Source organism: Streptomyces novaecaesareae, assembly GCF_000716875.1.
GTDB classification, from domain to species: domain Bacteria; phylum Actinomycetota; class Actinomycetes; order Streptomycetales; family Streptomycetaceae; genus Kitasatospora; species Kitasatospora novaecaesareae.
Window position 1 is genome coordinate 26,067 of sequence record NZ_JNWQ01000031.1, and the last position, 26,030, is coordinate 52,096.

At 72.0% G+C, this 26,030-nt stretch carries 21 protein-coding genes and 1 pseudogene; 4 read left to right on the forward strand and 18 right to left on the reverse strand.

The features are described 5' to 3' along the window. Positions 1–31: 31 nt before the first annotated feature. The 9 genes and pseudogenes from OP86_RS14150 to OP86_RS14190 form a co-directional block, all read right to left on the reverse strand. Positions 32–271 carry a hypothetical protein gene (locus OP86_RS14150; RefSeq protein WP_030057412.1) on the reverse strand — a complete coding sequence of 80 codons (240 nt, stop codon included), beginning with the start codon at positions 269–271 and terminating at the stop codon, positions 32–34. Next, complete coding sequence (gene gatA / locus OP86_RS14155) at positions 268–1,761, reverse strand: Asp-tRNA(Asn)/Glu-tRNA(Gln) amidotransferase subunit GatA (RefSeq protein ID WP_030057413.1); 1,494 nt, start codon at positions 1,759–1,761, stop codon at positions 268–270. The genes OP86_RS14150 and gatA overlap by 4 nt, the downstream gene beginning before the upstream one ends. 5 nt (positions 1,762–1,766) lie before the next feature. Further along, positions 1,767–2,063 carry an Asp-tRNA(Asn)/Glu-tRNA(Gln) amidotransferase subunit GatC gene (gene gatC / locus OP86_RS14160; RefSeq protein ID WP_030057414.1) on the reverse strand — a complete coding sequence of 99 codons (297 nt, stop codon included), beginning with the start codon at positions 2,061–2,063 and terminating at the stop codon, positions 1,767–1,769. 200 nt (positions 2,064–2,263) lie between these two features. Beyond that, positions 2,264–4,012 (reverse strand): annotated as a pseudogene (locus tag OP86_RS14165) (putative bifunctional diguanylate cyclase/phosphodiesterase); the annotation flags it as partial. A gap of 385 nt (positions 4,013–4,397) precedes the next feature. Then, on the reverse strand, positions 4,398–6,692 hold the full coding sequence (ligA, locus tag OP86_RS14170; protein WP_030057417.1) for an NAD-dependent DNA ligase LigA: 2,295 nt from the start codon (positions 6,690–6,692) through the stop codon (positions 4,398–4,400). 22 nt (positions 6,693–6,714) lie between these two features. Further along, complete coding sequence (locus tag OP86_RS14175; protein ID WP_234434752.1) at positions 6,715–7,725, reverse strand: methionine synthase; 1,011 nt, start codon at positions 7,723–7,725, stop codon at positions 6,715–6,717. A gap of 81 nt (positions 7,726–7,806) precedes the next feature. Then, the gene (locus tag OP86_RS34300; protein ID WP_063832371.1) at positions 7,807–10,224 is read right to left on the reverse strand and encodes a right-handed parallel beta-helix repeat-containing protein; all 2,418 of its coding nucleotides are present in this window, start codon (positions 10,222–10,224) and stop codon (positions 7,807–7,809) included. A gap of 120 nt (positions 10,225–10,344) precedes the next feature. Further along, complete coding sequence (locus tag OP86_RS14185; protein WP_030057420.1) at positions 10,345–11,034, reverse strand: SDR family oxidoreductase; 690 nt, start codon at positions 11,032–11,034, stop codon at positions 10,345–10,347. A 13-nt stretch (positions 11,035–11,047) separates the two neighbouring features. Beyond that, the gene (locus OP86_RS14190) at positions 11,048–11,572 is read right to left on the reverse strand and encodes an LOG family protein (protein ID WP_030057421.1); all 525 of its coding nucleotides are present in this window, start codon (positions 11,570–11,572) and stop codon (positions 11,048–11,050) included. A gap of 89 nt (positions 11,573–11,661) precedes the next feature. Between OP86_RS14190 and OP86_RS14195 the strand changes: the two genes are divergently transcribed. Next, positions 11,662–12,609 carry a class I SAM-dependent methyltransferase gene (locus OP86_RS14195; RefSeq protein WP_030057422.1) on the forward strand — a complete coding sequence of 316 codons (948 nt, stop codon included), beginning with the start codon at positions 11,662–11,664 and terminating at the stop codon, positions 12,607–12,609. Next, positions 12,606–13,115, forward strand: coding sequence for a hypothetical protein (locus tag OP86_RS14200; protein WP_030057423.1), 510 nt, complete (start codon positions 12,606–12,608; stop codon positions 13,113–13,115). The genes OP86_RS14195 and OP86_RS14200 overlap by 4 nt, the downstream gene beginning before the upstream one ends. 29 nt (positions 13,116–13,144) lie before the next feature. On the opposite strand, the gene OP86_RS14205 is transcribed toward OP86_RS14200, so the two are convergent. From OP86_RS14205 to OP86_RS14215, 3 genes are all read right to left on the reverse strand, one after another. Next, positions 13,145–14,311, reverse strand: coding sequence for an alpha/beta hydrolase family protein (locus OP86_RS14205; RefSeq protein WP_030057424.1), 1,167 nt, complete (start codon positions 14,309–14,311; stop codon positions 13,145–13,147). 125 nt (positions 14,312–14,436) lie between these two features. Next, positions 14,437–15,582 carry a tRNA 2-thiouridine(34) synthase MnmA gene (gene mnmA, locus OP86_RS14210; RefSeq protein WP_030255042.1) on the reverse strand — a complete coding sequence of 382 codons (1,146 nt, stop codon included), beginning with the start codon at positions 15,580–15,582 and terminating at the stop codon, positions 14,437–14,439. Between the two features lie 49 nt (positions 15,583–15,631). Next, on the reverse strand, positions 15,632–16,813 hold the full coding sequence (locus OP86_RS14215) for a cysteine desulfurase family protein (protein ID WP_030057426.1): 1,182 nt from the start codon (positions 16,811–16,813) through the stop codon (positions 15,632–15,634). A 253-nt stretch (positions 16,814–17,066) separates the two neighbouring features. Between OP86_RS14215 and OP86_RS14220 the strand changes: the two genes are divergently transcribed. Continuing rightward, positions 17,067–17,834 carry an IclR family transcriptional regulator gene (locus tag OP86_RS14220; RefSeq protein ID WP_030255037.1) on the forward strand — a complete coding sequence of 256 codons (768 nt, stop codon included), beginning with the start codon at positions 17,067–17,069 and terminating at the stop codon, positions 17,832–17,834. Here the strand turns inward: OP86_RS14220 and OP86_RS14225 are convergent. Further along, a complete protein-coding gene (locus OP86_RS14225) occupies positions 17,740–18,399 on the reverse strand; it encodes a trimeric intracellular cation channel family protein (protein WP_030057429.1) in 660 nt (219 codons plus the stop codon). The genes OP86_RS14220 and OP86_RS14225 overlap by 95 nt on opposite strands. Before the next feature lie 129 nt (positions 18,400–18,528). On the opposite strand from OP86_RS14225, the gene OP86_RS14230 reads away from it, so the two are divergent. Then, positions 18,529–19,824, forward strand: coding sequence for an acyltransferase family protein (locus OP86_RS14230; protein WP_051830077.1), 1,296 nt, complete (start codon positions 18,529–18,531; stop codon positions 19,822–19,824). Positions 19,825–19,902: 78 nt separating this feature from the next. Here the strand turns inward: OP86_RS14230 and OP86_RS14235 are convergent, their stop codons facing one another. The 5 genes from OP86_RS14235 to OP86_RS14255 all read right to left on the reverse strand — a co-directional run bounded on the left by OP86_RS14235 (position 19,903) and on the right by OP86_RS14255 (position 25,993). Next, positions 19,903–20,970: an ABC transporter ATP-binding protein gene (locus tag OP86_RS14235; protein WP_033331900.1), complete on the reverse strand. Its 1,068-nt coding sequence runs from the start codon at positions 20,968–20,970 to the stop codon at positions 19,903–19,905. A 34-nt stretch (positions 20,971–21,004) separates the two neighbouring features. Further along, on the reverse strand, positions 21,005–22,081 hold the full coding sequence (locus OP86_RS14240; protein WP_030057432.1) for an ABC transporter ATP-binding protein: 1,077 nt from the start codon (positions 22,079–22,081) through the stop codon (positions 21,005–21,007). Continuing rightward, the gene (locus OP86_RS14245) at positions 22,078–23,088 is read right to left on the reverse strand and encodes an ABC transporter permease (protein ID WP_030057433.1); all 1,011 of its coding nucleotides are present in this window, start codon (positions 23,086–23,088) and stop codon (positions 22,078–22,080) included. Before OP86_RS14245 ends, OP86_RS14240 begins: the two co-directional genes overlap by 4 nt. 99 nt (positions 23,089–23,187) lie before the next feature. Beyond that, on the reverse strand, positions 23,188–24,951 hold the full coding sequence (locus tag OP86_RS14250) for an ABC transporter substrate-binding protein (RefSeq protein WP_030057434.1): 1,764 nt from the start codon (positions 24,949–24,951) through the stop codon (positions 23,188–23,190). Between the two features lie 52 nt (positions 24,952–25,003). Then, positions 25,004–25,993, reverse strand: coding sequence for an ABC transporter permease (locus tag OP86_RS14255; RefSeq protein WP_030057435.1), 990 nt, complete (start codon positions 25,991–25,993; stop codon positions 25,004–25,006). Between the last annotated feature and the right edge of the window lie 37 nt (positions 25,994–26,030).

The window sequence follows — 26,030 nt, forward strand, 5'->3', positions numbered from 1 at the left end:
CGCGGGGCCGGGCCGGGGCGCTCAGCTCAGCTCAGCCCAGCAGCACGTCGTCGGAGGCCAGCTGGCGCAGCTCGCGCACCAGCAGGGCCGTGCCGGTGATCAGCGCGGCCGCGCCGACCAGGGCGTTGACCAGCTTGAGGGTGTCGCTCTCCTCGCGGGCCTTGCGGACGTCCTTGACCACGGAGATCGCACCGAACGCGCTGGTGCCGATGGACAGCCAGAGACCGGGCTTCGAGTGCTTGAAGCCTTTGGCCTTCTCGATCTTGCTCACAGTGCCGGTGCCTCCTCCAGCAGGGTGTGCCCCCACTTGTCGTTGAGCGCGGCCTCGACGGCGCCGCCCACGCGGTACAGGCGGTCGTCCGCCATCGCGGGTGCGATGATCTGCAGGCCGACCGGGAGATTGTCCTCCGGGGCCAGGCCGACCGGCAGCGACATGGCCGCGTTGCCCGCCAGGTTCGACGGGATCGTGCACAGGTCGGCCAGGTACATCGCCATCGGGTCGTCGGCGCGCTCGCCGATCGGGAAGGCGGTGGTCGGGGTGGTCGGCGAGACCAGCACGTCCACACCGGCGAAGGCGGCGTCGAAGTCCCGCGAGATGAGCGTGCGGACCTTCTGGGCCGAGCCGTAGTAGGCGTCGTAGTAGCCCGAGGACAGGGCGTAGGTACCCAGGATGATGCGGCGCTTGACCTCGTCGCCGAAGCCGGCCTCGCGGGTCAGCGCGGTGACCTCCTCGGCCGAGCGCGAGCCGTCGTCGCCGACCCGCAGGCCGTAGCGCATCGCGTCGAAGCGGGCCAGGTTGGAGGAGCACTCGCTGGGCGCGATCAGGTAGTACGCCGGCAGCGCCAGGTTGAACGACGGGCAGGAGACCTCGACGACCTCGGCGCCCAGCTCGCGCAGCAGCTCCACCGACTCCTGGAAGCGCTGCATCACGCCGGCCTGGTAGCCCTCGCCGGCGAACTCCTTGACCACGCCGATCCGCATGCCGCGGACGTCGCGCATCCGCGCGGCCTCGACCACGGCCGGGACCGGCGCGTCGATCGAGGTGGAGTCCAGCGGGTCGTGCCCGGCGATGGCCTCGTGCAGCAGCGCCGCGTCCAGCACGGTGCGGGCGCACGGGCCGCCCTGGTCCAGGCTGCTGGAGAACGCCACCAGGCCGTAGCGGGACACCGAGCCGTAGGTCGGCTTGACGCCGACGGTGCCGGTGACGGCACCGGGCTGGCGGATCGAGCCGCCGGTGTCGGTGCCGATCGCCAGCGGGGCCTCGAAGGCGGCCAGCGCGGCGGCCGAACCGCCGCCGGAACCGCCGGGGATGCGGGTGAGGTCCCACGGGTTGCCGGTCGGGCCGTAGGCGGAGTTCTCGGTGGAGGAGCCCATCGCGAACTCGTCCATGTTGGTCTTGCCGAGGATGACCACACCGGCGTCCTTGAGACGGGTGGTCAGGGTGGCGTCGTAGGGCGGGATCCAGCCCTGGAGCATCTTGGACCCGCAGGTGGTCGGGATGCCCTTGGTGGTGAAGACGTCCTTCAGCGCGAGCGGGACGCCGGCCAGCGGGCCCAGCTCCTCGCCCCTGGCGCGCTTCTCGTCGACGGCCTTGGCGGCGTTCAGCGCGCCCTCGGTGTCGACGTGCAGGAAGGCGTTGACCTTCTTGTCGACGGCCCCGATGCGGTCCAGGTGCGCCTGGGCGACCTCGACGGCGGAGACCTCACCCTTGGCGATGGCGCTCGCGGTCTCGGCGGCGGTGTAGCGAATCAGCTCGGTCATCTCGGTCAGTCCTCCCCGAGGATCTGCGGCACACGGAAACGCTGCTCCTCGGCGGCGGGGGCGCCGGACAGCGCCTGCTCCGGGGTGAGCGAGGGCCGCACCTCGTCCGCGCGCATGACGTTGGTCAGCGGCAGCGGGTGCGAGGTCGGCGGTACGTCCTGTCCGGCGACCTCGGAAACGCGGGCGACCGCGCCGATGATCACGTCGAGCTGCTCGGCGAAGTGGTCCAGCTCTTCGGGCTTCAGCTCAAGACGCGACAGCCGGGCGAGGTGGGCGACCTCCTCGCGCGTGATGCCAGGCATGCAGCGATCCTCAGGGTGAGTTCTGGTGAGACCCGGCCCCGCCTTGCGGGCGGTGCCGGGCCCGGGCAGGAGCAGCCGGGTTCCGGCGCTCCGTCCTCGTGGTCTTTGGACCCCATCCTATGGGGCCCGGCCCGGCCACCGGCCAACGAGTAACCGGCGGCGCCCGTCACTGCCGGGTCACCGTCGCACCTGCGCGCCCGTCACTGCGGCCGGAAGCGGGCCCAACTCTGCGTCCCCGGCGCCTTGATCTCCATCTGTGCCGCTTGGACCGCCTGGATCACGGGCGGCAGCACCGGCGGCAGGACGGGCGGGAGCGTCGGCGGCAGCACCGGCGGGATGGCGGGCTGGACGATCGGCTTGCCGCCCTGCAGCGGCTGGCCGCTCTGCAGCGACCTGAGGGCGGCGCGGATCTGCGGCGGCGCGCCCAGCCGCTCGACCGGCGGGGCGCCGGTGCGGTGCACCCGCAGCCAGGCGGTGGCCTGCTCGGCCGGCAGCGCGGCCGACACCAGCCAGCCCTGGACGGCGTCCACGCCCATGCAGTGCAGCCGCTCCCAGGTCTCGTCGTCCTCGACGCCCTCGGCGACCACGGTCAGGCCCAGCGAGTGGGCCAGCTCCACCGAGCAGCGGACCACCGCCGCGTCGTGGTCGTCGGCGACCATCCGGGAGACGAAGGAGCGGTCGATCTTCAGCTCGCCGACCGGCAGGCTGCGCAGCCGCACCAGCGAGGAGTGCCCGGTGCCGAAGTCGTCCAGGGACATCCCGACGCCGTAGCCGCGCAGTTCGGCGAGGGTGTCGGCGGCCCGCCGGGAGTCGTCCAGCAGCAGCCGTTCGGTGATCTCCAGCTGGAGCGCGTGGGCCGGCACCTGGTGGCGCACGAGGTGGCCGGCGACGCGCTGGGCGAAGCCCGGGTTGAGGACGTCGCGCGGCGAGACGTTGACCGCGACCTGCACCTGCAGCCCCTGCTCGCGCCAGTAGGCGAGCTGGCCGACGGCGGCCTCCAGCACGTAGTCGGTGAGCCGGGGCATCAGGCCGCTGGACTCGGCCAGCCCGACGAACTCGTCCGGGGAGACCTTCCCCTGCCCGGGCCGCTCCCAGCGCAGCAGCGCCTCCAGGCCGACCACCCGGCCGTCGAAGGCCACCTTCGGCTGGTAGTGCAGCTGCACCTCGCCGGTCTCCAGGGCCCGCCGCAGGTCCCCGAGCAGCCCGATCCGGTACGGCGTGTCGGCGTCCTGGGATTCGTCGTACTGGGAGACGCCGCTGCGGCCGCTCTGGGCGTGGCCCATCGCGACGTCGGCCCGGCGCAGCAGCGACTCGGCGTCCTGGGCGTGCTGCGGGTAGACGCAGACGCCGCCGCTGGCCTCCAGGACGAGCAGCAGCCCGTCCAGCCGGATCGGGGCGGCCAGCTCGGCGATCAGTGCCTTGGCGACCCGTTCCAGGCTGTCCGGGCAGTTGATGCCGGGCAGCAGGACGGCGAACTCGTCGCCGCCCATCCGGGCCACCATGGGCCGGCCGCGCCGGTAGTGCCGGGGCAGGCCGGCGAAGACGTCGTCGATGGACTCCCGGGTGGCGCTGCCGGCCGGGCCGCCGGAGCGCAGTGCCCGGTGCAGCCGGCGGGCGATGTGAACCAGCAGCCGGTCACCGGCCGTATGACCGAGTGTGTCGTTGAGTGATCGGAAGCGGTCGAGGTCAAGCAGTATGAGACCGACGCTGTAGCCGTGATCACATTCGGCGATCGCCTCCTGGGCGGCCAGCAGCAGGGCCTGACGGTTGGGCAGGTCCGTCAGCGGGTCGGTCAGTTGGTCGCGGGCGCGGTCCCGGGCGATCCGCCAGGCCGCCACCAGCACGGCCAGGGGCACCGCGAACAGCGGCAGCAGCTCGGGTTCGTACCGGTAGACCAGGACGGCCAGCGGGATGAGCGGCGCGGCTCCGGCCAGCAGCACGCCGAGCAGCAGGACCGCACCCGCCACCCCCTGCGGCGGGCGTGTGGGCGCACCGCCGGTCGTACGATCCATAAGCCCTGTCCTCCGTCGGGCCCGCCCCGTCAGGCCGCCTTACGGTGAGGCACCGTGCCGGTACCGACAGCTGCCGGGCATGGAGCGACCCCGAAGAGCACCGGCTCAGCCGGTGCCCCCACCCCTGCTGACACTCTGTTGCGCTCCAGGGTATGCCGGGGTCGACCCGGTGGGCAGACTTTCGGACAACCGGAAACGCGCCACCGCGCCCGGGTGTCGCACAGTGACACAATGCCCGCTTTCACTGCACGGCACCCGGTGACGCTGCATCAGGACGATAACAACCCGGATCCGGCCGTCCGCCGCTCGGGGCGGCCCCGGGTCAGTCCCCGGCGGGTGCCTCCGGCGGCTCGACGGCCTCCTCGGGCTCCGCGGGCTCCGGAAGCCCCAGGTGGGCGCGGGCGGCGGCCGGCCCGTCGGCGAGCAGGACGGCGAAGCCCGCGTCGTCCAGGACCGGCAGGCCGAGCTGAACTGCCTTGTCGTACTTGGACCCTGGGTTGTCACCGGCGACCACAAAATCGGTCTTCTTCGAAACCGAACCGGTCACCTTCGCTCCGCGCGAGGTCAGCGCCTCCTTGGCGCCGTCCCGGGTGTGGCCGGCGAGCGTACCCGTGACGACCACGGTCAGGCCCTCCAGCGGGCGCTCCGCCTCCTCCTCGTCCGCGAACTCCTCGGTGAAGCGGACACCGGCGGCACGCCACTTCTCCAGGATCCCCCGGTGCCACTCCTCCTGGTACCACTCGACCACGGACCGGGCGATGATCGGCCCGACCCCCTCGACGGCGGCCAGCTCCTCCTCGGTGGCCGAGAAGATCCGGTCCAGGTCGCGGAACTCCCGGGCCAGCTCCTGGGCCGCGACCGGCCCCACGTGCCGGATCGACAGGCCGTTGAGGAAGCGCCAGAGCGGGCGCTCCTTCACCTTCTCCAGGTTCTCCAGCAGAACGCCGGCGGTCTTCTTGGGCTCGCCCTTCTGGTTGGCGAAGAAGGTGGCCTTCTTCTCCTTGCCGGTGCGGTCGTCCAGCTTGGGCATGCCCGTCTTCTGGTCGCGCACCAGCACCTTGATCGGCAGCAGCTGCTCCATCGTCAGCCCGAAGACGTCCCCCTCGTCCTTCACCGGCGCCTCGACCGGCTCCAGCGGCTGGGTCAGCGCGGTGGCCGCGACGTAGCCGAGGCCCTCCACGTCCAGCGAGGAGCGGCCGCCCAGGAAGGCGATCCGCTCCCGGATCTGGGCCGGGCAGAACTGGGCGTTGGGGCAGCGCAGATCGATGTCCCCCTCCGACATCGGACGCAGCTCGGCCCCGCACTCGTGGCAGTGCGAGGGCATCACGAACTCCCGCTCGGTGCCGTCCCGCAGGCTCTCCACCGGGCCGAGGATCTCCGGGATGACGTCACCGGCCTTGCGCAGCACGATGGTGTCGCCCAGCAGCACGCCCTTGGCCTTGACGACCTGCTGGTTGTGCAGCGTCGCGTACTGCACCATCGAACCGGCCACCTTCACCGGCTCCGCCAGCACCGCGAACGGGGTGGCCCGGCCGGTGCGGCCGATGCCGACGCGGATCTCGGCGAGCTTGCCGGTGACCTCCTCCGGCGGGTACTTCCAGGCGATCGCCCAGCGCGGGGACTTGGAGGTGGCGCCGAGCCGGCCCTGCAGGGCGATCTCGTCCACCTTGACGACCACGCCGTCGATCTCGTGCTCGACCGAGTGCCGCTGCTCGCCGAAGTGCCTGATGAACGCCCGCACCTCGTCGAGCGTCCCCACCACCTGGTTGTGCCGGGCGGTGGGCAGGCCCCAGCCGCGCAGCAGCTCGTAGGCGTGCGACTGGTCGTCGATGTCGAAGCCGACCCGGGCGCCGATGCCGTGCACCACCATGTGCAGCGGGCGGGAGGCGGTGACGTGCGGGTCCTTCTGGCGCAGCGAACCGGCCGCGGCGTTGCGGGGGTTCATGAACAGCCGGATCATCGCCCGGGGCCGCTTGCCCTCCTTGGCGCGCTCCTCGTTCTCCTGGCGGCGGCGCTCGTTCTCCTCCACGAACGAGGCGTTGAGCGCCTCGAAGGCCTCGGTCGGGAAGTAGACCTCGCCGCGGATCTCCACCAGCTCGGGGACGTCCTCGCCCTTGAGCCGGTGCGGGATCTCCTTGATGGTGCGGACGTTGGCGGTGATGTCCTCGCCCACCCGGCCGTCGCCGCGCGTCGCCGCCTGCACCAACTGGCCGTTCTCGTAGGTGAGGTTGACGGCCAGGCCGTCCACCTTGAGCTCGCACAGGTAGTGGTAGTCGATGCCGTGCAGCTCGGTGGCGACGCGCTCGGCCCAGGCGGCGAGCTCCTCGTCGTCCATCGCGTTGTCGAGGCTGAGCAGGCGCTCGCGGTGCTCGACCTCGGCGAACAGCTCGGTCGGGGCGCCGCCGACCTTCTGGCTCGGCGAGTCCGGGGTGACCAGGGCCGGGTGCTCGGCCTCCAGCGACTCCAGTTCGCGCATCAGGGCGTCGAACTCGGAGTCGCTGACGACCGGCGCGTCCTGCTCGTAGTACCGGGCGCGGTGGTCGGTGATCTCCTGCGCCAGCTCGGCGTGCCGCCGGCGCACCTCCGCCGGGATGTCCTCCCAGCCCTCGACAGCCACCACCGCAAGCCCTCCTACGTTCTCATTCCGGGTTGTCCACCAGGCTCTGCGCCGCCCGGACACTCAGGGACAGCGCCTTGCGCGCGTACGCCGGGGAGGCCCCGGCCAGCCCGCAGGTCGGCGTCACCAGCACGCGACGGCCCAGCAGCTCCGGGGCGAACCCGAGCCTGCGCCACAAGGTCCTGACACCCTGGACACTACCGGCCGGGTCGGACACCGCCTGGTCGGTGGAGGGGACGACACCGGCGAGGATCGCCGTGCCCGCCTCCACGGCCTCGCCGAGGTCGTCGTCCGAGCGCTCGGTGAGGAGGGAGAAGTCCAGCGAGATCCCCGCCACGCCGGCGCGGCGCAGCAGCGGGATCGGGACGTCCGGCGCGCAGCTGTGCACGACCACGGGCGCGTCCAGGCCGCGGATCGTCTCCCGCAGCACCTCCTCGGCGACCTGCCGGTCGACGGCGCGCAGCCGCTGGAAGCCGCTCGCGGTCCGCACCGAGCCGGCCAGGACGGCGGGCAGCGAGGGCTCGTCGAGCTGCAGCACCACCTCCGCGCCGGGGATGCGCTTGCGGACGTCGGCGAGGTGGCGGCGCAGGCCCTCGGTGAGCGAGCCGGCGATGTCCCGGCAGGCGCCGTGGTCGGAGAGCGCCTTCTCGCCGTACTTCAGCTCGATGCTCGCCGCCAGCGTCCACGGGCCGACGGCCTGGACCTTGAGCGCGCCCTGGTAGCCCTGGGTGAACTCCTCCAGGGCGTCCAGGTCCTCGCCGAGCCAGGAGTGGGCGCGCCGGGTGTCCCGGCCGGGGCGGTCGGTGAACCGCCAGCCGCTCGGCTCGGTCTGCGCGAACAGCTCGACCAGCAGGCCGGCGCCGCGGCCGATCATGTCGGCGCCCGGGCCGCGCGCGGGCAGCTCGGGCAGGAACGGCAGGTGCTCCAACGCCCCGGTGGCGGTCTTGGCGGCCTCCCGCGCGTCGGTGCCGGGCAGCGAGCCGACGCCGGAGGCGGCGCCGCGCAGGTCGGGGAAGGGGTGTGGGGTGCTCACCCGTCCGAGCCTACTCACGACGACGGCCCCGGTGCCGAGCGCGGGGCTCGGCACCGGGGCCGCGGGGTCGATCCGCCGGGATCAGTACGCCTGGTAGCCGAACTCGTCGACGATCAGGTGCAGCGGGGCGCCGCTCGCGTTGTAGAGCGAGACCATGCCGTCCTTGACCGGGACGACCACCTGGTTGGGGATGGTCTCGCCGGGCAGGAAGTTGAGGTTCGAGGCGTTCGGCGCCGCGTCACCGTGCGGGTAGACGGTGAGGTGGCCCTCGGCGCCCGGCTCGGTGACGGTCACGTTGAGGGTCACCGCCGCGACGTTCGGGATGTCGCCGACCGGGATGTCGAGCGTGCCCCAGGCCGGGACGGTGCCCGCCGGGCGGGTGCCCGACTCCCAGGAGGTGTCCTGCCGGGTGTCGACGAGCCGGAACGGGCCGGCCGGGCGGTAGGCCACCTTGCCCTCGGCGCTGTAGTAGCCCGCGAGGTCGGCGATCAGCTGCACGGTGCCGCCGGAGGCGTTGAAGAACGACACCTTGCCGTCCTTCACCGGCACCGTCACCAGGTTGGGGATCGTGCGCCCGGCCGTCCAGTTGAGGTTGGAGGCGTTGGGCGCGGCGTCACCGTGCGGGAAGACGGTCAGGTGGCCGTCCTGCTGAGGGTCGGTCACCGTCACGTTCATCGTCACGGCCGTCACACCGGAGGCGGGGACGCCGGCCACACCGGCGACCTGAAGGTCCACGGTGCCGTACGGCGCGACGGCCTGCGCCGCCGGGACGCCGATCGGCTGACGGGTGTCCAGCAGCCGCGTCGGGCCCTGGGCGTGGAACAGCGAGCCCTTCGGGCTGTAGTAGCCCTCCAGGTCGGCGATCAGGTGCACCGTGCCGCCGGAGGCGTTGAAGAACGACACCTTGCCGTCCTTCACCGGGACGGTGACCAGGTTGGGGATCGTCCGCCCGGCCACCCAGTTGAGGTTCGACGAGTTGGGCGCGGTGTCGCCGTGCGGGAAGACGGTCAGGTGGCCGTCCTGCTGCGGCTGGGTCACCGTCACGTTCATCGTCACGGCCGTCACACCGGTCGCCGGCACGCCGGCCACACCGGCGACCTGAAGGTCCACGGTGCCGTACGGCGCGACGGCCTGCGCCGCCGGGACGCCGATCGGCAGACGGGTGTCCAGCAGACGGGTCGGGCCCGCCGGGGTGAACGCGCTGCCGATGTCGAGCATCTCGTTGGCGCCCCGGTCGCGGATGCCGCTGCCCGTACCGGTGTTGGGCACCGTCGGGTCGTCGCCGGGTGCCGCGCCGTTGAGGTCGGTCGGGAGCATGCCGGGGGCGTTCTCGTCCGCCGAGTCGACCGCGTGGTTGACCGGCGAGTCGGGGCCCTTGGGGACCCAGGTCGGGGCCACGAAGTCGTGCACGCCCTGGCCGCCGCTGGCCACGGTGAACGACGGCTGGTCGGTGTACGAGGTACCGGCCCAGGTGTAGGCCGCGCCGCCGCTGCTCGGGTCGATGAGGTTGTAGTCGACCTTGGTGCCCGCGGTCGCAGTCTGCGCGACGGTGATCCCGGCGGACTTGGCCGGGTCGCCGCCGCACGCGCTGTTCATGTTCCGCGCGGTGTTCACCGCGTTGTTCTCGACGACCGCGCCGGTCGACGTGCCGTCCAGCACGATGCCCTGGAAGCAGGACGAGTAGACGGTGTTGGCCACGACGACGGTGTTCGGGGCGTCCTTGACCAGGATCCCGGTCATGTTGTCGTTGTAGTTCGCCTGGACCATGTTGGTGGTCACGACGGTGCCGGTGGCGCCGCCGTCCACGGTGATCGCCGGGCCCTGCGCGTAGCCGAACGAGCTGCGCCCGTAGCGCACGTTCGCGGAGCCGTTGGTGATGTGCAGGCCGGCGCCGGCACCGATCATCATCCCGTCGAAGGAGACGTCGTGGGCGCCGTCCACCAGCACGGTGGTCTTCTGGAAGGCCGAGAACACGGCCAGCTTCTCGAACCGGAGGTGATCGGCGCCCTTGACGACGAACCCGTCGACGGGCGTCTCGAACCCGCCGATGCGGGTGCCGCCGCCGAAGGAGCTGTTGCCTCCCTTGGCGCGGAAGGTGATCGGCGCCTCGGCGGTGCCCGACCGCGTGATGGTCAGGTTCTCGTTGTAGGTGCCGTCGGCGATCTCGACCGTCTGCCCCGGCTGGACGACCGCGGCGGCCGCCGCGATGGTGCAGAACGGGGCGGCCTCGGTGCCGGTGCCGCTGTCGGTGCAGTTCGCACCCGCGGCGTTGTTGACGGAGAGAGTGCCGCCCGCCGCGGCCGCGCTGCCCGCGCCGACGGCCGGCAGAGCGACCGTCCCGAGCAGCGTCGCACCGACGGCCAGCGCTGTACGGATTCTGGAAATTGGAGCCCCCCTGGGACTTTGAAGCGCAAATGACGCTTTTCTGCCCCCCGATGTCCGGAAACGATCAGTCGGAGGGCGGAGCGGATCATTGCACAGCAGGGGGGGCCGCGCCAAGACGAATTCCACCGGTTCTTGGGCCGCACGCGAACGGCCCCCGGACCGGGCCCGGGGCTCGGTTTCGGGGGCCGTTTTCGGGGCCGGATTCGGGGGCCCGTCGGCCGGTGGGCGGGCGCCCTACCGGCCCGGGCGGACGGTGATGTCGGTCAGCTCCGCGTCCCGGGAGGCGTCGAGGGCGGCCAGGATCGCCCTGGCGACCGACTCGGGGGCGATCCAGCGGTCGGCGTCGTACTCCTTGCCCTCCTGCTGGTGCACCTTCGCCTGCATCGCGGTCGCGGTACGGCCCGGGTACACGGAGGTGACGCGGACACCGTGCGCGTGCTCCTCGTGGCGCAGCGAGTCGGCGAGCGCCTTCAGGCCGTGCTTGCTGGCCGCGTACGCCGACCACTCGGCGTGGGCGTTGAGGCCGGCGCCGGAGTTGACGAAGAGCACGTGGCCCTTGGTCAGGCGCAGGGACGGCAGCAGCAGGCGGGTCAGCTCGGCGGGGCCGACCAGGTTGACGTTCAGCGTCTCCTGCCAGGCCTTCACCGGCAGATCGCCGACCGGGCCCAGCTCCACCACGCCCGCGACGTGCAGGAGGGAGTCCAGGGTGACGGGCAGCGCCTGGTGGCCGAAGGCCCAGGACAGCTTGGCCGGGTCCCCGAGATCGCCCACGAGGGTCCTCGCCCCGGGGAAACGCTGCCGCAGTTCGGCGGCCCGACGGGCGTCGCGGGCCAGCAGCCAGAGTTCGTCCCCGCGCTCGGCGAGGCGTTCGGCCAGGACGGCGCCGATGCCGGAGCCCGCGCCGGTGATCAGATGTGCAGCCATGGCGTCGATCCTCTCAGGCCTTGAGCTGCGCAAACACCTCGGCGGGGGTGTCGGCGAAGCTGATCAGCTCGGTGAGGGGGCGGGGCAGGAAGCCCTCCGCGTCCATCCGCTCCAGCTGGGTGCGCAGGCCCGCGTAGAACCCCTCGGTGTCGAGCACGACCACCGGCTTCTCGAACATCCCGTGCTTCTTGAGCTCCAGCACCTCGGTGACCTCGTCCAGCGTCCCCAGCCCGCCCACCAGGACGACGATCGCATCCGCCCGGGAGGCCAGCTCCGCCTTCCGCTCGGCCAGGTCGGCGGTCATCACCAACTCGTCCGCGCCGACGTACCCCTTGTGCCTCAGCATCTCGACCAGCACGCCGACCAGCCGCCCACCGGCCGCCTTCACCTCGTCGGCGAGCAGCCCCATCAGCCCGGCGTTCGACCCGCCCCATATCAGGGTGTGCCCGCCCTCCCCCAGGAGCCGGGCGAACTCGGCGGCCGGGCCGGTGTAGCGGTCGTCGAGCGAGTACGCGGAGCAGAATACACAGATGTTCATAGTGCCCACTGGTCTATCACGCCCCACTGCCCCCACTCATTGGGATATCGCCCGGCCACAGGGAGCCCACAGGCCCTAGGGTGCTGCGCGTGCGCCATCTTGAGATATCCGACCTGATCACCGCGGTGGACCTGGCCGACGGCCGTCGGCTGCCGGTTCGGCGCGACGAGGTCGTCCGGCAGCTGCGCGACAGCGGGGACGAACCCGCGGCCCGGATCGTCGCCGGACTGCCCGCCGACCGGGACGGCACCCTCGACCCCGACGCCGTGGACCGCCTGCTCATCAGCGTGCACACCGAACTCCAGCGGCTGAGCGAGGAACTGCGCATCGGCAACCGGCTGGTCCACCTGCTCGGCCCGCTCTTCACCGCGATCCGGGCCGACGGCGGACACCCCGGGCCGTACCGCCTGGTCGACATCGGCTGCGGCCTGGGCTACCTGGTCCGCTGGCTCGCGGCCACCGGCGCCCTCGGCCCCGACGTCGAACTGATCGGGGTCGACCTCAACGCCGCGCTCGTCGGCGAAGCGGACCGCCTCGCCCGCGCGGAAGGGCTCGACTGCCGCTTCGTCCACGGCAACGCCTTCGAACTGCCGGAAGCCGCGACCGTCTACGTCTCCACCGGCGTCCTGCACCACTTCGGCGCCGCCGCCCTGGCCGGGTTCTTCCGGACCCAGGCCGCCTCACCGGCACTCGCCTTCTGCCACTTCGACATCGCCGCGACCAGCCTCGCGCCCATCGGCGCCCGGGTCTTCCACCGCGCCCGGATGCGCCACCCGCTCGGCCGCCACGACGGCGTCGTCTCCGCCCGGCGCGCGCACGACGACGAAACGCTCCTGCGGGCCGCCGCCGTACCCGGCATGCGCGCGCTGCTGTACGAGCCCCGCGGCCTGTCCAACCCGTTCTGCACCACGCTGCGCCCGATCCTCGGGGTACGCCCGCAGCTGGAGCCGCCGCTGCGGCAGGCCCTCGGCCGGGCGTCGCGCCGACTGGTCGGCCCGGAGCATCTGGGTCCTGTCCGGGGCGAGGCCACCCGATGACCCCCGCCGTACCGCTGATGCTGCTGGGCCTGGTCGACGCGGCCTTCAGCGGCTTCCGCGCCTACGCCGGACGCGATGCCCGCATCCGCAAGGCCCGGGGCAACCTGCGGGCCGCCGGCCGCGGACTGGCCGTCGGAGCCGCCCTGCTGCTCGCCCCCACGCTGGCCGCCGCCCTCCTGCTGGCCACCCCCGACCGGGCGCGGACGTACGCCGCCCTGACCTCCGGCGGCTGGGGCTTCCTGCTCCCCCTCGCCCTCTACGCCGCGGCCGTCCTGCTCTCCCTCGCCGTCTACTTCACCCTGCCGTTCCGCGCCGGCACCCTGGCGATGGTCATCGGCCTCGGCCCCCTCACCCTGCTACGACCGGTCGCCGTCGCCACCGCCTGCCTCGCCGCGGCCCTCAACCACGGCGGCGCACCCGCTCTCCTGGTGGGCGCGATCGCGGGCGCGGCGGTCCTGTGCGTCGAACCCATCGTGTACCGCCGCTGGTACCGCGAGGTGCAGTAGCTCAGTCCTTGTACGGCACGAGCTGCCGGTCACGGGTGCTGGAAGAGTACTTCCGGGTTCGCCGCCGACGGGCCGTCGAGCAGGGGCTGGTGGATGCCCCTCAGGGTCTGGTCGAAGAAGGCTCCGACGAACTCCCGGGTGAGCTGCGCCCCGCGCGTCGGCGAGGTGGTCATCCCCGGGGGGAGTCGCAGGCCGATCTCCTCGGCCAGGATCGGGACGTCCGTGAAACTGGCGTGCGTGGTGCCCGCGACGGCCAGCCAGGGCTTGTAGCCCGCCCAGCCCGCCCAGGTCTGGCCCCAGGACGTGTCCCCGCTGCCGGCGGAGTGGTCGCTCTGCTTGCCGAGCAGGAGGAACGAGCGGCCCGCCAGGTTGTCGGTCGGGATCGATCCGAAGAACGATCCGTCCAGGTCGACCCCGGCCAGGATCCGCTGGTCCCCGGCCATCGCCGTCAGGGTGGAGGCGCCGCCGACGGAGTGCCCGGCCATGCCGATGCGGTGGCGGTCGATCAGGTGGGCCAGGCGCCACGCCGGCTGGTGCCCGGTCAGCCGGTCCAGGACGAACGACACGTCCTTCGCCCGGCTGTCGGGGAGCGTGTCCGGTGCGCCGTCGGCGCACAGTGTGCATCCCGGGGTGCTGCCGTCGGCGAGCGTCTCGCCGGAGTCCTCGTGGGTGTGGCCGACCAGGGCGACGACGTAGCCGTGGCTGGCCAGGTCGGTCGCCAGGCCGGTCAGGGTGGCGCGGGGGTTCTCGAAGCCCGGGGAGAGGACGACCAGCGGGAACTTCCCGCCGGCGGCCTTCGCGCCGGTGTAGGCGTGGGTCGTGGTGGCCGCGAGGTCCTGCGGCTGGACTCCGGTCCCGGGCGGGACCCGCGTCGCCACGAAGCCCTGGGCTTCGCCGAGGGTCATGTACGGGGCGGGCTCGCCGGTGGCCTGCCGGGCCGGGTAGAACATCGACACCGCGAGCTGCCGCGGCCCGGCCTCGGGCACCCAGGGGTCGGTGCGGTCCGCGTCGGTCAGGTGCAGCACGTCCTCGCCGACCCCGTACGGACCGGTCGGGCGGGGCAGTTCGCCGTGGAAGGCGGCGGACGCGGTGGCGGACGGCGAGGGCAACGGCGACGCCGTCGCGGCCCCGGCCATCGGGAGGGGCAGGGCGAGGACGAGGGCTGCGACGGCCGCGATACGGCGGGTTCGGTTCATGGCCCTGAGGTTAGGTTCGCGCCCCGGGCCGTCGGATCAGCCGGATTGATGCCTTCCCGGGCCGTGGTCATCCCGGGGATTCAGCGGCGTCATCCGTTCGGATGACGCCGCTGCCACCGGTGCGGTCAGGGCCGGGCGGCGGTGACCGCCGGGCGCTCGGTGGTGGCGATGGTCGCGGAGCCGACGACGCGGGTGCCGTCGTAGAGCACGACCGCCTGGCCGGGGGCGATGCCCCGCACCGGGGTGTCGAGCTGCACCCGCAGCTCGCCGTCGGCCACCGACGCGGAGACCGGCACCTCCTCGCCGTGGGCGCGCAGCTGGGCGGTGTAGCGGCCGTCGGCCAGCGGCTCGGTACCGCACCAGCGGGGGCGGATGGCGGTCAGCCCGGTGACGTCGAGGCCCTCGACCGGGCCGACCGTCACGGTGTTGTCGACCGGGGAGATGTCCAGCACGTACCGGGGCTTGCCGTCCGCCGCCGGGCGGCCGATGCGCAGGCCCTTGCGCTGGCCGATGGTGAAGCCGTACGCGCCGTCGTGCTCGCCGAGCTTGCTGCCGTCGACGTCGAGGATGTCGCCGGTCGCGGTGCCGAGGTGCTTGGCCAGGAAGCCCTGGGTGTCGCCGTCGGCGATGAAGCAGATGTCGTGGCTGTCGGGCTTCTTGGCGACGGCGAGGCCCCGCCGCTCGGCCTCCTCGCGGATGGCTTCCTTGGTGGTGTCGCCGAGCGGGAAGAGGGAGTGGGCGAGCTGGTCGGCGTCGAGCACGCCGAGGACGTACGACTGGTCCTTGGCCGCGTCGACGGCGCGGTGCAGTTCGCGCGAGCCGTCCGGGTGGTCGACGATCCGGGCGTAGTGGCCGGTGCAGACGGCGTCGAAGCCGAGCGCGATCGCCTTGTCCAGCAGCGCGGCGAACTTGATCTTCTCGTTGCAGCGCAGGCACGGGTTCGGCGTGCGGCCGGCGGCGTACTCGGCGACGAAGTCGTCGATCACGTCCTCGCGGAAGCGCTCGGCGAGGTCCCAGACGTAGAACGGGATGCCGATCACGTCGGCCGCCCGCCAGGCGTCCCGGGAGTCCTCGATGGTGCAGCAGCCGCGCGCGCCGGTGCGGAAGGACTGCGGGTTGGCGGAGAGCGCCAGGTGGACGCCGGTCACCTCGTGGCCCGCTTCGACGGCGCGGGCGGCGGCGACGGCGGAGTCGACTCCGCCGGACATCGCCGCGAGCACGCGCAGACGGCCGGTGGACGGAGTGGTCGGGGCACCCGGGAAGTCAGTCATGGTGACTACAAGAGTACGTGGCCGCCGGACATGCCCGACCGGGGGAAACCTACCGCCGCACCGACGCCAGGCCGGCGTTGCGGGCCCGCTGGACGACCGGCCCGATGGCGGCCGCGAGCGCCGTGACGTCCTCCGCCGCCGTGGTGTGCCCGAGCGAGAACCGCAGCGAGGCGCGCGCCAGCAGCGGGTCGACGCCCATCGCGAGCAGCACGTGGCTGGGCTGCGGCACCCCGGCGGTGCAGGCCGAGCCGGTGGAGCACTCGATGCCGGCGGCGTCGAGCAGCATCAGCAGCGCGTCGCCCTCGCAGCCGGGGAAGGAGAAGTGCGCGTTGGCCGGCAGCCGGCCCGCGGCCGACGGGTCGCCGTTGAGGACCGCGTCCGGCACCTCGGCGAATACGGCGGAGACCAGTTCGTCGCGCAGTGCGCCGAGCGTCACCGCCTGCTCGGCCCGGTGCTCGACGGCCCACGCGGCGGCGGCCGCGAAGCCGGCGGCGCCGGGGGCGTCCAGGGTGCCGGAGCGTACGTCGCGTTCCTGTCCGCCGCCGTGGAGCAGCGGGACGGGCGCGGCGCCCCGGGAGAGCAGCAGCGCGCCGATGCCGAAGGGGCCGCCGATCTTGTGTCCGGTGACGGTGAGCGCGGTGAGCCCCGACTCGGCGAAGGAGACCGGGACCTGACCGAGCGCCTGCACCGCGTCGGCGTGCATCGGGATGCCGTACTCGGCCGCGACGGCGGCGAGTTCGCGCACGGGCTGGACGGTGCCGACCTCGTTGTTGGCCCACATCACGGTGACCAGCGCGACGGAGGAGGGGTCGCGCTCGATGGCCGAGCGCAGCGCCTCGGGGTGGACCCGGCCCAGCGGATCGACCGGCAGGTACTCGACGGTGGCGCCCTCGTGCTCGGAGAGCCAGTGCACGGCGTCCAGTACGGCGTGGTGCTCGACGGGGCTGCTCAGCACCCGAGTTCGGGCCGGGTCGGCGTCCCGGCGGGCCCAGTACAGGCCCTTGACCGCCAGGTTGTCGGACTCGGTGCCGCCGCCGGTGAGCACGATCTCGCTCGGGCGGGCGCCCAGCGATTCGGCCAGCGCCTCGCGGGCCTCCTCGACCACTCGGCGGGCGCGGCGGCCGGCCGCGTGCAGGGACGAGGCGTTGCCGACCACCCCCAGGTGCGCCGTCATCGCGGCGATCGCCTCGGGCAGCATCGGCGTGGTCGCCGCATGGTCCAGGTATGGCATAACCATCCGATTGTAGAGGGCGGGACGGTACGGGGCCCCGGCCCGGGGGGCATCGATCCGGCCACCCGGCACACGGCCGACACCATGATCACCCATGCCCCCGCGGACGACCGGCGCCGTGCCCACCCACGGCATTGGTCTGTACCAATGCCGGACGGTAGCGTCCGGTACCGGTTTGTACCACTACGCCACCCAGCGGTTAGCCTGACGCACACTTCTCCAGCACTTCTCCAGTCGGATCCACGGGAGCGCCATGTCGCAGTCGGTCGACCGCGCGCTGACCCTGCTCGACGCGCTGGGTGACGCGCCGCTCTCGCTGGAGCAGGCCGCGAGCAGCCTCGGGGTGCACAAGTCCACCGCGCTGCGGCTGCTGCGCACCCTGGAGGAGCACGGCTTCGCCCGCCGCCAGCCCGACCTGCGCTACCGGATCGGCGGCCGGGTGCTCTCGCTGGCCCACCGCGCGCTGGAGGACTTCGACATCCGGCAGGTCGCCGCGCCCTACCTGGCCGCGCTCAACGCCCGCTGCGGCTACACCGTCCGACTCGCGGTGCTGCACGACGGCGAGGTGCTCTACCTGGACGAGGTGGCCGGGCACCCGGCGGCCGGGCCGTCCCGGATCGGGCGCCGCGCCCCGGTGACGGACACGGCGGTGGGGCGGGTGCTGCTCGCCGGGCTGCCCGCCGACGGGCCGTGCGAGGAGGCCGAGCTGGCGGCGGTGCGCCGCCGGGGCTGGGCGGCCGAGCCGTCCGAACACCGGGAGCCGGTCGCCTGCGTGGCCGCGCCGGTCGCGGGCAGCGGCGGGCGGACGGTCGCGGCCTGCGCGCTGAGCGCCCCGGCCGGCGAGGTGCCGTCGACCGAACTGGTCCGGATGGTGCCGGAGCTGCTCTGCACGGCCGAGGCGATCTCGCTCGCGTACGGCGGCTCGCCTACTCCTCGCTGGTGCGAGAACCGTTGCGGCGCCAGGCCCGCGGGGCACGCCAGCCGTACTTCAGGGCGAGCATCCGCAGGCCGAAGGCGGTGAGCGCGGCGGCGGTGCCGGTCAGGCCGGTGAGCCGGTCCGCGCCGATCAGCGCCGCGACCAGCGCGGCACCGACCAGGGCCGGGACGGCGTAGATCTCCCGGTCCCAGCGCAGCAGCGAGGGGATCTCCCCGGCCAGCACGTCGCGGATCACGCCGCCGCCGGCCGCGGTCACCATGCCGAGCGCGATGGCCGCGACCGCGCCGAGCCCGTAGTCGTGCGCCTTGGCGGTGCCGGTGACGCAGAACAGGCCGAGCCCCAGGGCGTCCAGGGTCTGCACCGCCCGGTTGATCCGCTCGACCTCCGGGTGCAGGAAGAACACCACCAGGGCGGCGGCCAGCGGCGTCAGGAAGTAGCCGAGGTTGGTGAAGGCGGCGACCGGCGTCGCCCCGATGACCAGGTCGCGCATCACCCCGCCGCCCAGCGCGGTGACCTCCGCCAGCACGCAGATCCCGAAGATGTCCATGTTCTTGCGGACGGCGAGCAGCCCCCCGGAGAGGGCGAAGACGAAGATGCCGACGAGGTCCAGCGACTGCTGCACGTCGGACGGGAAGATCTGCGAGGTCACCGTCCATGTGTACCCGATGTGTCCGAATGTTCCGGCCCCCGGCCCACCCTCCGGACCGGCAGGCCCGGCGCGGCCGACGGCGAACTCGCGACGCCCGTACGGCCCGGAGGATTCCGCTAGCCTCCGGCTGTGACGCTGAACTCACCCGCCCCGTCCAGGCTCGGCTGGCTGGACGCGTTGCGCGGACTGGCCGCCCTGGCCGTCGCGATGCACCACTTCGGGCTCCTCGACAAGATCCCGCACGGCGCGCTGGTGCCGCGGTACCTGGACCTCGGTTTCTTCGGCGTGATGCTGTTCTTCCTGGTCAGCGGCTACATCATCCCGGCCTCGCTGGAGCGGCACGGCAATGTGCGGGCGTTCTGGACCGGGCGCTTCTTCCGCATCCACCCCGCGGTGGCCGCGGCGGTGGCCGGCTGCCTGCTGGTGCTGCCCCGCGACGCCACCAGCATCCAGGGCTTCTCCTTCGACCACCCGCTGCTGTCGTCCACGGCCAACGCGCTGATGCTCCAGGACCTGACGGGGGTGCCCAGCACCATCGGGGTGCTGTGGTCGCTCACCTACGAGATGGTCTTCTACTACTTCGTGACCGCCCTGTTCGTCCTGGGGTGGCACCGGCGCAGCGCGCCGATCGCGCTCGGCTTCGCGGCCGTCGCCCTGCTGCTCGGCGCCTGGCTCCCGATCGGCGCCGTCACCGTGGACCTCGCCTCGACCAGGCACCTGGTGGCCGCCTGCGCGGTCCTCGTGGTGACGGCGATGGCCTGCCTCGCCACCGCCCGCCCGGACCTGACCCGCTGGGGCGCCCTGCTGCTCGGCGGCCTGGGCCTGGCCCTGGTCACGCTGAACAGCCGGGCCACCGGGTTCGAGACCATGCTGATCTTCGCGACCATGTTCGCCGGGACGGTGCTGCACCGGCTGGAGCACGGCGGGATCGACCGGCTCCCGGCCCTGCTCTGCTGCGCCTTCGTCATCGTCTGCGGCGTCACGGTCGGCTACCTGTACGACCAGGGCACGGCGCTGTGGCACACCTGGACCGAATCCTGGATGGCCTTCTCCTTCGCCTACCTGGCCGCGTGGGCCGTCTTCGCCGCCGGCCTGCTGCTGCGCCGACGGCGGTTCCCGCGCTGGCTCAGCGGGCTCGGCACGATCAGCTTCTCGGTCTACCTGCTGCACGGCCCGCTGATGTTCTTCATCGGCTGGAAGCTGCGCGGCCATCCGCTCGCCGGCTGGCAGGGGCAGACCGCCCTCACGGTCGGCTACCTGGCGGCGCTGGTCGTCCTCGGCTACCTGAGCTACCGGCTGGTGGAGGTCCCGTTCCAGCGCCTCGGCCGCAAGGTGGCCAGGGCCCTGGACCGCCGCTTCCCGCCGCCCGCCCCGGCCCACCAGGGTCGGCATCCGGCGGAGGCCGTCCCGACCGGCCGCACCTGACACCCGCGGCGTGAACGGCGGAAGGCCGCCCTCCCCCGGCCAGGGGGTGGGCGGCCTTCCGCGTTGAGCCGGAAACCCTCAGGAAGCCGTCTCGGCAGGCGCGTTCCCCGAAGGAGCGTTCTCGGGGAAGTGGCAGGCCACCTGGTGCCCCGTCTTCAGCGCGACCAGCGGCGGCTCCTGGCTGGAGCAGATGTCCTGCGCCTTCCAGCAGCGGGTGCGGAAGCGGCAGCCGCTGGGCGGGTTGATCGGGGAGGGGACGTCGCCGGTGAGCAGGATCCGCTCGCGGCCGGCGCGCTGGCGGCGGCGCGGGTCGGGGACGGGCACGGCGGACATCAGCGCGTTGGTGTACGGGTGCATCGGGCTGCGGTACAGCGAGTCCCGGTCGGCGATCTCCACGACCTTGCCGAGGTACATCACCGCGACCCGGTCCGAGACGTGGCGGACCACCGAGAGGTCGTGCGCGATGATCAGGTAGGTCAGTCCGAGTTCCTGCTGGAGGTCGTCCAGCAGGTTGACCACCTGGGCCTGGATCGAGACGTCCAGGGCCGAGACCGGCTCGTCGGCGACGATCATCTTCGGCTTCAGCGCGAGCGCGCGGGCGATGCCGATGCGCTGGCGCTGGCCGCCGGAGAACTCGTGCGGGTACCGGTTGTAGTGCTCGGGGCTGAGCCCGCACAGTTCCAGCAGCTCCTGGACGGCCTTCTTGACGCCGCCTTCGGGCTGCACGCCCTGCAGCTTGAACGGCGCGCTGACGATGGTGCCGACGGTGTGCCGCGGGTTCAGCGAGGAGTACGGGTCCTGGAAGATCATCTGGATGTCGCGGCGCATCGGCCGCATCGCCCCGACGCCCAGGTGGGTGATGTCGGTGCCCTCGAACTCGATCTTCCCGGCGGTCGGTTCGTCGAGCCGGGTGACCAGTCGGCCCATCGTCGACTTGCCGCAGCCGGACTCGCCCACGACGCCCAGCGTCTCGCCGGCGTTGACCGTGAAGTCGATGCCGTCGACGGCCCGCACCGCGCCGGTCTGACGACGCATCAGTCCGCTGCGGATCGGGAAGTGCCGGGTCAGGCCGGTCACCTTCAGCAGCGGCTCGCGGTCGGAGGCGGGCGCCGGCGACGGGATCGACGTCGTCTGAGTGTCCGTCATCGGTTCTCTCCAGAAAGGTGGTACGAGGCCGGGCTCACAGCCGGGGCGCGATCTCTTCGGCGAAGATGCGGTGCCGCTCGGCCGCCGGCAGGTGGCAGGCCGCGTGGTGGCCGGGCGCGGCTTCGGCCAGCACCGGGACCTCGCTGTCGGAGCGTCCGCCGGTCAGGGCGGCGTACGGGCAGCGCGGGTGGAAGGCGCAGCCCGTCGGCACGTTGATCAGGCTGGGCGGGGTGCCCTTGACCGGAACGAGCCGGTCCTGCAGTTCCCGGTCCAGTCGCGGCATCGAGCCCAACAGGCCCCAGGTGTAGGGGTGTTCGGGGGCGTCGAAGAGGGTTTCGGCCGGGCCGCGCTCGATGCACTTGCCGCCGTACATGACCAGGATGTCGTCGGCCAGCTCGGCGACGACCCCGAGGTCGTGGGTGATGATGATGACGGCGGAGCCGAACTCCTCCTGGAGGTCGCGGATGAGGTCCAGGATCTGCGCCTGGACGGTGACGTCCAGGGCGGTGGTGGGCTCGTCGGCGATCAGCAGGGAGGGGTCGTTGACCAGGGCCATGGCGATCATCGCGCGCTGACGCATGCCGCCGGAGAACTGGTGCGGGTAGTCGTCCACCCGGCGGTCGGGCTGCGGGATGCCGACCCGGTCGAGCATCTCGACCGCGCGGGTGCGGGCCTGCTTCTTGGTGGCCTGCGGGTGGTGCACCCGGTAGGCCTCGACGATCTGCTGCCCCACCGTGTAGTAGGGGTGCATCGCGGTCAGCGGGTCCTGGAAGATCATCGCCAGTTCGCGGCCGCGGAGTTGGCGCACCCGGTCGGGGCCGGCCGAGATCAGGTCCTCGCCGTTCAGCCGGATCTCGCCGCTGATCCGGGCCCGCTTGGAGCGGTGCAGGCCCATGATGCCCAGCGAGGTGACGGACTTGCCGGAGCCGGACTCGCCGACGATGCCGAGGGTGCGTCCCTTGTGCAGGTCGAAGCTGACCCCGTCCACCGAGCGGACCAGGCCGTCGTCGGTGTCGAAGTGGATCCGCAGGTCGCGCACGGACAGGAACGGGTCGCCGGCGGGAGCCGGAGCGGAAGCGGCGTCCGCCGGGGTCTTCTGGAGGTCGGTCACGAGAGCCTCACCCGGGGGTCGACGAGGGCGTACAGGAGGTCGACCACGAGGTTGCAGGCGACGATGAAGAAGGCGGCGAGGAGGGTGACGCCGAGGATCTTCGGCAGGTCGTTGTCGGAGATCGCCTGGACGGCGAACTGGCCGACGCCCTGCAGCGAGAAGACCTGCTCGGTGATCAGCGCACCTCCGAGCAGCAGCCCGAGGTCCATGCCGAAGATGGTGACGATCGGGGTGAGCGCGGCGCGCAGACCGTGCCGGGAGACGACCTTCCGCTCGGCCAGGCCCTTGGCCCGGGCGGTGCGGATGTAGTCCTCGCTCATCGTCTCCAGCATCCCGGCGCGGGTGAGCCGGGCGTAGAGCGCGGAGTAGAGGAAGGCCAGCGAGATCCACGGGAGGATCAGGTTGCGGGCCCACATGATCGGGTTGTCGGTGAAGTCGACGTACTGGAGGTTGTCCAGGATCGGCCACTCGTAGCTGAACAGCGTGAGCAGCAGCGCACCGGTGAAGAAGACCGGCAGCGAGACGCCGGCGAGGGCGATGCCCATGGAGAGCCGGTCGAAGAACGACCGCGGCTTGAGGGCGGAGACGACGCCGGTGGCGACGCCGGAGACCAGCCAGAGCACGGCCGCGCCGATGGCGAGCGAGATGGTGATCGGGATCCGCTTGGACAGCTCGGGCCAGACCTCCAGGTGGTTCTTGAAGGAGTAGCCGAAGCAGGGCACGTGGCAGGTGGCCGGTTCCGGCCCGAACTTGTACTCGGCGCCGCTGACCAGCCCCTTGAGGAAGTTCCAGTACTGGGCGTACAGCGGCTGGTCGAGGCCGAGGTTCTGCTTGACCGCGGCGATCGCCTCGGGCGAGGGGTTCTTCCCGATGTACTGGGCGGCCAGCTGGTCGGCCGTCTCACCGGCGACGCGCGGGAGCAGGAAGAAGATCGCGAAGGTGACCGCACTGACGACCAGCAGCAGAATCACCGCCGCGAAGATCCTGCGGATGATGTAGGCAAACACAGTTGGGCGGCTCCGGCGGCCCGCCGCCGTCCGGGATCTTCCGGACGGCGGCGGGCGCCGCTGCCTTCACCTGCCTTCAGGGATTGCGGAGCCAGGCTCTTACTTGGTGGTGCCGATGTTCAGGTAGTCGTACTCGCCCGACCAGGCCGGGTTGGAGGCCAGGTTGGTGGCGCTGTCCGGGCGGTACAGGAAGACCTTGAAGTAGGTCAGCGGGACGATGACCGCCTGCTCCATGACCTTCTTGTCGATGTCGCCGTAGATCTTCTCGCGGGCGGCCTTGTCCGAGTTGACGGCGGCGTCGTCGATCAGCTTGTTGACCGCCGGGTCGTTCAGCTGGGACAGGTTGCTGTTGCCGGAGGCCTTGATCGCGCGGCCGTCGACGATCTGCTGCAGGAAGCCGTAGCCGGTCGGCCAGTCCGCGCCCCACTGCATCATCATCAGACCGATGTTGTGGTCCTGGGTGAACTGCGGCGCGCCGGCGCTGTCGGTCAGGTACTTGCCCTGCGGGTACTGCTGGATCTCGGCGTTGATGCCGACCTTCTTCAGCGCGGCCTGGATCGAGGTGGCGGCGGCGACCTCGGTGGCGCGCTCGGTGCGGGCCGAGATGACGGTGTTGATGCTGTCCTTGCCGCAGGCCTTCAGGGCGTCCTTGGCCTTGGCCTCGTCACCCTTGTTGTCCTTGGTCTCGAACAGGTTGAAGTCCTGGTGGCCCGGGATGTCCGGCGGGAGCACCGTGCTGGCGATCTGGCCGCGGATCGGGCCGCCCACGGCGGTCTGCACCGAGACCTTGTCGATCGCGAACTGGACGGCCTTGCGGCAGTCGACGTTGTCGAACGGCGCGACCTTGCTGTTGATCGCCAGGTAGACCAGGCGGCCGCCGTAGGAGTTGTCGGTCTTGGCCTTCAGCTTCGGGTTCTGCAGGATCTGCGCCTGGGTCTGCGGGTCGACGCCCTGGCCCACCAGGTCGACCTGGGCGTTGCCGGCCAGCAGGTCCTTGTCGATGGTGGCCTGGTCGATGTTCATCTTGAGCACGATCTTCTCCGGCAGCTGCTTCCGGATCGGGTCGGTGCTCTGGTCCCAGTTGGTGTTCGGCACCAGGACGGCCTGCTTGCCGTCCTCGTAGGACTCGAACTTGAAGGAGCCCGAGGACACGATGTGCTTGACGTAGTCCGCACCGGTGTCCTTGGCCTGCGGGACCGGCGCGGTCTGCGGGGCGCTGACCAGGTAGTCGAAGTCCGCGAACGGGTGCTGCAGGTGGAAGATGATCGTGGTGTCGTCGGGGGTCTCGATCGACTTCAGGTCACCTTCCTTGTCCTTGTACGGGCCCGCGTACGGCGTCGGGTTGTCCACCAGCAGGTCGTGGAAGTAGGTCGGGCCGTTGGAGTTCACGTCCGGCGCGAAGTTGGAGCGCTCGACGGCGTACTTGACGTCCTTCGAGGTGATCGGCGTGCCGTCGTCGTACTTCAGGCCCTTGCGCAGCTTGTACGTCCAGGTCAGGCCGTCCGCGCTGGGCTGGCCCATCGACTCGGCGAGGTCCGGGACGAGCTTGTTGCCCTCCTCGCCGGCGGCCGGGTTGAAGGTGGTCAGCGGCCGCGCGTACAGGCGCGAGAAGTTGTAGATGTACGCGTAGTACGTGTTGCCCGGGTCGAGCGAGTCCGGGGTGCCCTTCATCTCGAAGGTGACCGTCCCGCCCTTCTTGTCCGAGGCGTTGACGATGTTCTTGGTGGCCGCGTCGGCTCCGCCGCCCGAGGCGGCGGACGAGGAGGACGAATCGGCGCTCTTCGGCGAGCTGTTGCAACCGGTGACGACCAGGACGGCAGCGGCTGCCATCGCGGTCAGGGCGACGGTACGGGACCTACGCATGGGTGAGATCAACCCCTTGGGGATGTGGAGGAGGAGGTGGCCTGACGCGGCGTCAGTTGCTCTTGGGATCGAGGGCGTCGCGCAGCCCGTCGCCGAGCAGGTTGAAGGCGAGAACGGTGATGAAGATCGCCAGACCGGGGACCACCATGTACTGGGGGTCCACCTGGTAGTACCGGATCGCGTCCTGGAGCATCCCGCCCCAGGAGGCCTGCGGAGGCTGGATGCCGACGCCGAGGAAGCTCAGCCCGGCCTCGAAGAGGATGTTGGTCGGGATCAGCAGGGTCGAGTAGACCAGGATCGGACCGACCAGGTTGGGCAGCAGTTCCTTGAACAGGATGAACGGGCCGCGGGCGCCGAGGCTGCGGGCCGCGTGGACGAACTCCCGCTCGCGCAGCGAGAGCGTCTGACCGCGCACGATCCGGCCCATGTAGGGCCAGTTGAAGAAGCCGATCACGAAGATCAGCACCAGGATGTGCAGCGGGAGGCCGTGCAGGCCGAACGCACCGCCCTGCAGGGAGGTCGAGATCGCGATCGCGAACAGCAGCAGCGGGAAGGCCAGGAACACGTCCATGACGCGGCTGATCAGGGTGTCCACCCAGCCGCCGTAGTAGCCGGCCATGATGCCGAGCACGGTGCCGATGGTGTTGGACAGCACGGTCGCGCCGAAGGCGACCAGCAGGGAGACCCAGGAGCCCTCGATGACGCGGGTGAGCAGGTCTCGGCCCTGCAGCGGGTCGACGCCGAGCGGGTGGTCCCAGCTCATGCCGCCCCAGTCGCCGAACGGCAGCCCGCCGAGGTCGGCGTCCAGCAGGTCCTGGTGGAGGGCGTCCGGGTCGAGCCCGAACATCGACTCGATCGGCTTGGCCAGCACGGCCAGCAGGATCAGCAGGATCACCACGACACCGCCGGCGACGGCGGCCTTGTCGCGCTTGAAGCGGGTCCAGGCGATCTGGCCGAGGGAGCGGCCCTCGATCTTCTTGGCCGGGCTCGCGGTGGCGGGTGCCTCCGGTTCGTTCCCGGCGGTAGTGACGGATGCGGTCATGGTCAGTTGGTCCCCTCGCCGACGGTGGCCGGCCCAC

Bases quoted from the DNA above. Each gene is read 5' to 3' on its own strand.
- OP86_RS14235 (WP_033331900.1), bottom strand. From the start codon at position 20,970: ATGACGGACACTCAGACGACGTCGATCCCGTCGCCGGCGCCCGCCTCC.
- mnmA (WP_030255042.1), bottom strand. From the start codon at position 15,582: ATGACTGACTTCCCGGGTGCCCCGACCACTCCGTCCACCGGCCGTCTG.
- OP86_RS14185 (WP_030057420.1), bottom strand. From the start codon at position 11,034: ATGGCTGCACATCTGATCACCGGCGCGGGCTCCGGCATCGGCGCCGTC.
- OP86_RS14205 (WP_030057424.1), bottom strand. From the start codon at position 14,311: ATGAACCGAACCCGCCGTATCGCGGCCGTCGCAGCCCTCGTCCTCGCC.
- OP86_RS14250 (WP_030057434.1), bottom strand. From the start codon at position 24,951: ATGCGTAGGTCCCGTACCGTCGCCCTGACCGCGATGGCAGCCGCTGCC.
- gatA (WP_030057413.1), bottom strand. From the start codon at position 1,761: ATGACCGAGCTGATTCGCTACACCGCCGCCGAGACCGCGAGCGCCATC.
- gatC (WP_030057414.1), bottom strand. From the start codon at position 2,063: ATGCCTGGCATCACGCGCGAGGAGGTCGCCCACCTCGCCCGGCTGTCG.
- OP86_RS14255 (WP_030057435.1), bottom strand. From the start codon at position 25,993: ATGACCGCATCCGTCACTACCGCCGGGAACGAACCGGAGGCACCCGCC.
- OP86_RS14220 (WP_030255037.1), top strand. From the start codon at position 17,067: ATGTCGCAGTCGGTCGACCGCGCGCTGACCCTGCTCGACGCGCTGGGT.
- OP86_RS14190 (WP_030057421.1), bottom strand. From the start codon at position 11,572: ATGAACATCTGTGTATTCTGCTCCGCGTACTCGCTCGACGACCGCTAC.
- OP86_RS14200 (WP_030057423.1), top strand. From the start codon at position 12,606: ATGACCCCCGCCGTACCGCTGATGCTGCTGGGCCTGGTCGACGCGGCC.
- OP86_RS14215 (WP_030057426.1), bottom strand. From the start codon at position 16,813: ATGCCATACCTGGACCATGCGGCGACCACGCCGATGCTGCCCGAGGCG.